At 63.0% G+C, this 5,865-nt stretch carries 6 protein-coding genes; all 6 read right to left on the bottom strand.

Features of this window, described 5'->3' with window-relative positions:
- Nucleotides 1-141: 141 nt before the first annotated feature.
- The 6 genes from ACYCUK_RS22895 to ppk2 all read right to left on the bottom strand — a co-directional run bounded on the left by ACYCUK_RS22895 (nucleotide 142) and on the right by ppk2 (nucleotide 5,687).
- On the bottom strand, nucleotides 142-474 hold the full coding sequence (locus ACYCUK_RS22895; protein WP_461596914.1) for a CBS domain-containing protein: 333 nt from the start codon (nucleotides 472-474) through the stop codon (nucleotides 142-144).
- Nucleotides 444-644: a hypothetical protein gene (locus ACYCUK_RS22890; protein ID WP_461596913.1), complete on the bottom strand. Its 201-nt coding sequence runs from the start codon at nucleotides 642-644 to the stop codon at nucleotides 444-446. Before ACYCUK_RS22890 ends, ACYCUK_RS22895 begins: the two co-directional genes overlap by 31 nt.
- A gap of 263 nt (nucleotides 645-907) precedes the next feature.
- The gene (locus ACYCUK_RS22885; RefSeq protein ID WP_461596912.1) at nucleotides 908-3,313 is read right to left on the bottom strand and encodes a heavy metal translocating P-type ATPase; all 2,406 of its coding nucleotides are present in this window, start codon (nucleotides 3,311-3,313) and stop codon (nucleotides 908-910) included.
- 111 nt (nucleotides 3,314-3,424) lie between these two features.
- Nucleotides 3,425-4,672 (bottom strand): MFS transporter, encoded by a 1,248-nt coding sequence (locus tag ACYCUK_RS22880; protein ID WP_461596911.1) that lies wholly within the window; start codon nucleotides 4,670-4,672, stop codon nucleotides 3,425-3,427.
- Between the two features lie 26 nt (nucleotides 4,673-4,698).
- Nucleotides 4,699-4,884, bottom strand: coding sequence for a hypothetical protein (locus tag ACYCUK_RS22875; RefSeq protein WP_461596910.1), 186 nt, complete (start codon nucleotides 4,882-4,884; stop codon nucleotides 4,699-4,701).
- Nucleotides 4,881-5,687 carry a polyphosphate kinase 2 gene (gene ppk2, locus ACYCUK_RS22870; RefSeq protein WP_461596909.1) on the bottom strand — a complete coding sequence of 269 codons (807 nt, stop codon included), beginning with the start codon at nucleotides 5,685-5,687 and terminating at the stop codon, nucleotides 4,881-4,883. The genes ACYCUK_RS22875 and ppk2 overlap by 4 nt, the downstream gene beginning before the upstream one ends.
- Between the last annotated feature and the right edge of the window lie 178 nt (nucleotides 5,688-5,865).

The following is a 5,865-nucleotide window of genomic DNA, read 5'->3' as shown; positions in this document are numbered from 1 at the left end:
CCGAAGGGCATGCCGCCGAGGCGTTTCGACAAGGTGGACAGCACGCCGTTGGGATGGGCGCGGACGAATTGGCGGGCTTCGAGGCCGAGATCGGTCATGCGTGTGGACTTGGTGTAGGGGGGTTGCGCGGCCGGGCGGCGGCTAGCCCGTCCCGCGTACGGCCATTGTGCCGCCCCCGTGGCAACTCCACAGGTGAGAGGGCGGCGATGGCGGCGAACCCCGCGGCCTGCTCAGCTTGCCGCCAGCAGATGCTCGACCTCGGCGAAGCTCTGCGACCGCGCTGACGCCTCGCTCGGCGCGCCGAGCGAGACGTCCGATCTGGGTGGTGGAGAAGATGCCGCGGAGGGTCGGCACCGGGCCTTGTTCGAGCACCAGGGAGTGCTGCACCTCGCTGTAGTCCAGCACCTGGATGCGCTCGCGCGGCACCATCACCCGCGCCACCGTCACCGCGTCGCGCGCGATGCCATCGTCCACCGCGATGCGGATCGGTTTCTCGCCGAGCAGGTCGCGCCCGGTAACCAGGCCAGCACGTTGCCACTCATATCGGTCACCAGCAGCAGGCGCACGCGGGCGTGGATCATGCGCTGCTGCGCCGCCTCCATATCGGCGAGGGTGAAGATGGAATCTGCCGGTGAGCGCCCCACGGCAGGCGCGCGTGGCGCAAGCGCAGTGCGTTGTCGAGGAACGCTACCGAGCTGAAGCCCAGTGAATGGGTGGTGGATGGAGCACGCCGGCGGCGATGGGTACGCCCAGCGCGTTGTCGAGGAACGCGAACATGAGATTCTGCAGCATGTTGGCCACCGTCGCGAACGACAGCCGACGCGCCGTGGTGATGCCGGTCTTGTCATGGGCCCGGCTCGGCGCGGGCCCGAGCAGGCCCCAGCCGAGGAATCATCTCCTGGCCGCCTCATAATATTTTGGCGGCCCCGACAGGCTGGCGGATGCCTGCCAGCCTGGTGCGCTTCAACATCAGCGCATTGATGGCCACCAGCGCCGAGCTGCCGGACATGGCGAGCGCCGCGATCCCGGGACTCAGCGTAAACGGGTAGAACACACCTGCGGCGAGCGGGAAGGCGATGACGTTGTAGCCGACCGCCCAGCCGAGATTCTGGTGCATCTTGCGCAGCGTGGCGCGGGAAAGCTCAAGCGCACCGACCACATCGAACGGGTCGCTTTTCATCAGCACCACATCGGCGCTCTCCATCGCCACGTCGGTGCCGGCGCCGATGGCGAAGCCCACGTCGGCTTGCGTCAGGGCGGGCGCATCGTTGATGCCATCGCCCACCATGCCGACCTTGTTGCCTTGTGCTTGCAGTTCCTTGACCTTCTCCGCCTTCTGGCCCGGCAGCACGTCGGCGAGCACGATGTCGATACCAAGTTCGCGGCCGATGCGCTCGGCGGTGGCACGGTTGTCGCCGGTGAGCATGGCCACTTTCACGCCGCGTCGCTGCAGCGCCTGGATGGCGTCTTTCGACGTCGGCCGCAGCGCGTCGGCGATGGCGATGAGCCCGAGCAGCTTGCCGCCCTGGGCGACATGCACGACGGTGCGGCCCGCCCCCTGCATTTCGTCGGCCCTGGCGGCCAGGCCGTTCATATCGATGTGTTCTGCCTCCATCAATTTACGGTTACCCAGCAGCACAGTGCGTCCTTCGACTTCCGCCTTGGCGCCCATGCCGTCGATATTGGTGAAGCCGCTGCTAGTCTGCGTCGGCATGCCGGCCGCGCGCTTCAGGATGGCCTGGGCAAGCGGATGTTCGGAGCCCTGTTCAACCGCGGCGGCCAAAGCCAGCATGGCGTCCACGCCGGCGCCCGCCGCCGTCGCCACATCCACCACCTCGGGCTGCCCCAGGGTCAGCGTGCCGGTCTTGTCGAAGATAATGACGTTGAGCCTGGTGGCCTCCTCCAAGGCGGCAGCGTTCTTGAACAGGATGCCGTTCATCGCCCCCAGCCCGGTGCCGACCATGATCGCCATCGGTGTGGCCAGGCCCAGTGCATCCGGGCAGGCAATCACGAACACGGTGATGGTCAGCGTCATGGCAAACAGTAACGGTTGCCCGATCCACCAGAACCATACCGCAAAGGTAGCAAGACCGATGACAATTGCGGCGAGCACCAGCCATTGCGCAGCCCGGTCGGCCAGCCGCTGACCGGGCGCCTTGGAGTTCTGCGCCGTCTGCACCAGTTTCACGATCTGGGCGAGTGCGGTGTCGGCGCCGACCTTGGTCGCGCGGTACTTGAAGCTGCCGCTCTTGTTGATGGTGGCACCGATCACAGTATCACCGACAACTTTTTTGACCGGCATGGATTCGCCGGTGAGCATGGATTCGTCCACTTGCGATTCGCCTTCGGTGACTTCGCCGTCCACCGGAATTTTGTTGCCCGGCCGGATCACGACGATATCGCCCGCCACCACCTCGGCGGTCGGCAGCTCGATCTCGCGGCCATCGCGAATAACGGAGGCTTTCGGCGGGGCGAGGTCCATCAGCGCGCGGATGGCGTCGGACGCCCCGGCGCGGGCGCGCATCTCCAGCCAATGGCCCAGCAGAATGAATACCAGCAGCACCGATGCGGCTTCGTAGAACTGTTCGCCTGCGAAGAAAAAAGTGGCGCCCACACTGAAAAAATAGCCGGTTCCAACGGACAGGAAAACGAGCACCGCCATGTTGGCCACGCCATTGCGGACAGCACGGAACGCGGCGACGTAAAACGGCCAGCCGGGATAGATAATCGCGCCGCTCGCGAGCACGAACAGAAAAATGTTGCGGTCCATCCCGAATGGCGGCTCAAGCTGGAGAAACTGCATGCCCATCGACGTATAGAGAAACACCGGTAGCGCGAACAGCAACGCAATGAAAAAACGGTTGCGCATGTCGCGCGCCATCGCCTGCATGTCCATGCCGGCGCCGTGGCCCATCTCATGCCCCATGCTGTCCCTATCCGCATGCTCGGTAGGTTGCGCGGTTTGGACGGGGGTGGCATGTCCGGTGTGCTGGCGATGTTGCGCGGGCGGCATTGCGGAGACCGGCGTAGCCTTTGCGGGATCCGCCATGACTTGCGCATCGCCAGGTGGATGTTCTTGTTCACAAAGGTGCCTGGGTACAAGCTCGCCGCCGCAGTGATGGCCGCATTCGTGTACTTTGGCCTTGATGGCATCGAGGTCCGTCACCGTCCCGTCATACACCACCGTCGCGCTGCCCGAAACGCTGTTCACATCGACTTGCTTTATCCCCGGCATCTTGACCAGTTGTTTCTCGACGCCCCGTGCGCTCAACGGGGAGAGCAGGTCGCGCACATCAATGACGGTCGTTTTCATCGTTGCTCCTCAGTCGTCTTCAGCATGTCTTGTTAACCCGGATGTTTCATAAATTCGCGCGATGATCGCGCAGGACTTTGCGCAAAGGATTTTCTTTCATGGTGGTTCCGGTCACGGCGGCTTGCTCGTAAATGCCCTGCCTCCGGGATGATGGGGCATGAGTAAATGCGACAATCCGAGGCTCAACAGGAAGCCCAATGCGACGAGCCCAGCGGTCAGGACGAAGGGGGCGCCAGGCAGCGCGGCGATATTGAAGAGGAGTCCGCCTGCTGCCGAGCCCAGGGTGACCCCCAGGCTGGTGGCTGCCGTCTGCTTGCCGAGTTCCCAGCCCTGCGCGCTCCCGGCCTTGGCCGAGATCCAGTAAGTCAGTATCGGCGAAAGGATGCCGGCGCTGGCCGCGACCGCACCGATCACGACCAGCATCGACGTAAAATCAGACGCCCACGGTACCAGGAACAAGCCGGCCGCCAGCACCGACAGCGCGGGCGCGATGAGCCAGCGGGTCTTATCCGGTTTGAACCAGGGCGAGAATACGATGGCCTGTATCACAAACATGACCAGGCTGCACTCGGTGAACATCAGCGCGATCTGGTATGGGGTCAAGCCGAGCTCCTGCTTGCCGCGCAGTGCCAGTCCGACCTCGAACACCCCGACGCCGGCCGAGACGATGAAGGTGAGGATGAGCAGCTTCGGCACCAGCCATGCAGTCTTATCGACCGAGACGCCCGTCGTCTTCTTTGACCGATCGTGGCCCGCGCCACCCGGCACGGAAAACGCGACAGCGGGAGCCACGAGGAAGGCGAGCAGTGCAGTCGCCACGAGCGGAATCGCGACCGATCCGGCGGGCATGGCGAGAGTGAAGAAATCCGCTGCAAAGCGCGTGACGAACACACCCAGCATCGGTCCGAGCAGGAAGCCGGCAATGCCGGCCATGCTCACGAACGCGAGCCGGCGGGCGCGCCCCTGCTCGGTGGTAGTGAAGTTGCCGATCACAGCCGCCGCCACTGGCGTCACCGCCGCAGCGAATAGGCCGCTCAGGAAACGCTCGGCGTAAACCGCAATGAGATTGTCGATGAACGAGAAAACCAGCATGGTGACGCCGAAGCCGAGCAGCCCGACAAGCAACACACCACGCGGGCCGCGTCGATCGGATAGTCGACCCCACATGGGCGCAAACAGAAAAAGCGCGAGGGTATAGACGCCGGTCAGCAACCCGGTGTGCCGGGAAACTTGCGCAGCCGCTACGCCCGCTCCCAGGAGCCGCTCGATCAGGTAAGGCAGCAGCGGAAGCACGACGCCAAAGCCGACTGACACAGTGAAGACGGCGAGCATGAGCGTCGCCATGGTGGCACGGGGCATGCCGGCTGGGCGCTGCGTGGTGACCGTCACGCCGGCACCTGCGCTGCAACAGTCGCCGCCACTCCGTCAGGCCGACGGATACCTGCCAGCTTGGTCCGCTTCAGTATGGGCGCATTGATAGCCAATAGCGCGGAGCTGCCGGACACGACGAGTGCCGGGATGTTCAGGTTATTCATTAACGAGCCCTCACCGCCGCCGCGCGTCTGATTCACTCTGCAATCATGCCGTTTTTCAAATACGTTTCGTCGTACATAAAGACAACATCAGGATCCGGCAGGATCAGCCGCTCGTCCTTGTCTGCATAGTGAAGCCGACTGAGCAGGTTCTTGATGATGTCGAGCCGCGCCAATTGTTTGTCGTCGGCGCACACGATGGTCCACGGCGCTATGGCGTTGTGGGTGTGTGCCAGCATCTCGTCGCGCGCCAGGCTGTACTGCTTCCACTTTTTGAGCGCCAGGTTGTCAAGCGTGCTGACTTTCCATTGTGTGAGTGGATCACGCTTGCACTCATTCAAGCGTTGCTTCTGCTCGGGTTTGCTGATGTCGAGATAGTACTTGAGGAGCTTGATTCCCGAGCGCATCAACATATGCTCGAAGTCTGACACCGAGCCCATGAACTCTTGGTGCTCGGCCTCGGTGCAGAAGCCCATTACCCGCTCCACCCCCGCCCGGTTGTACCAGCTGCGGTTAAACAGCACGCGTTCCTGGGCCGCCGGCAAATACGGAACATAACGCTGGAAGTACCACGATGTACGGTCTCGGTCCGAGGGCTTGCCGAGAGCCACGACGCGTGTTTCGCGCGGACTCAAATGCTCAACGATGCGCTTGATCGTGCCGTCCTTCCCGGCAGCGTCCCGGCCTTCAAAGATGATCAGGATTTTGTCATCGCACTGAATGAAATGCCGCTGCAGCTTGACCAGTTCGATCTGGAGCTTGTGCAGGCTGTCCTTGTCGGCCTTTTTTGAAATCGAGGGCGCGCGTCCACTCGATTCAGTTTCGTCGGCTTTCTTGCTCATCTATTGCCTTATCCACTTGCGATGCAGCAAATTGTAAATGGGCACGTAGACGCAATACTGTTCAGATACGTAACACCGGCACTGGCTCATGCCTCTGATGCAGTTTCTCTCCGCGGTGGCGGACGTTGTAGTTGCTCATCTTGCGCTTGACGCCGCGCGGGTTGAGGCGCCCTCGGCT

This window comes from Thiomonas sp., from assembly GCF_054608695.1.
Note: the sequence above shows the minus strand (reverse complement) of the source record. Positions and strands in the feature narration are given on the sequence as shown.